Raw genomic sequence first — 406 nt, 5'->3', positions numbered from 1 at the left:
GTCGAGAACCCGTCGCGCAGCCCGCCGCGCCGTCCGCCGGCCAGGCCCGCCCGGCCGCCGAAGAGCCAGGTGTAGAGCAGCGCCACGATGCCCGCGCCCGCTGCGAGCAGCGCGCTGGCGGTGAACAGGTAGGCGAAGAGTCCGGCCGCGCCCCCCGTCGCCACGCCTCCGAGGCCGCGGCCGAGAATGCCGCGCGCCAGGGGGCCGCCGACCATCACCCCGAAGAACAGGAAGATGGCGAAATCGTTCCAGTCCACGCCGCGCTCGGCGCGGGCCGCGGGTGCGTTCCCCGTGGGCGCGGGCAGATTTTCTCCGGCGATGCGGGCGCTGAGCTGTCCCAGCGCGGCATCGATGCCTCCGGCGAAATCCCCGTCGCGGAAGCGCGGCTTCATGGCTCCGTCGATGA

General features: G+C 74.1%; 1 pseudogene. It reads right to left on the bottom strand.

The features are described from left to right. Positions 1-392 (bottom strand): annotated as a pseudogene (locus GVL52_RS32465) (YgcG family protein); the annotation flags it as partial. Positions 393-406: the final 14 nt, after the last annotated feature.

This window comes from Rhizobium sp. 18055 (genome assembly GCF_902706285.1).
GTDB lineage: Bacteria > Pseudomonadota > Alphaproteobacteria > Rhizobiales > Rhizobiaceae > Rhizobium.
Note: the sequence above shows the minus strand (reverse complement) of the source record. Positions and strands in the feature narration are given on the sequence as shown.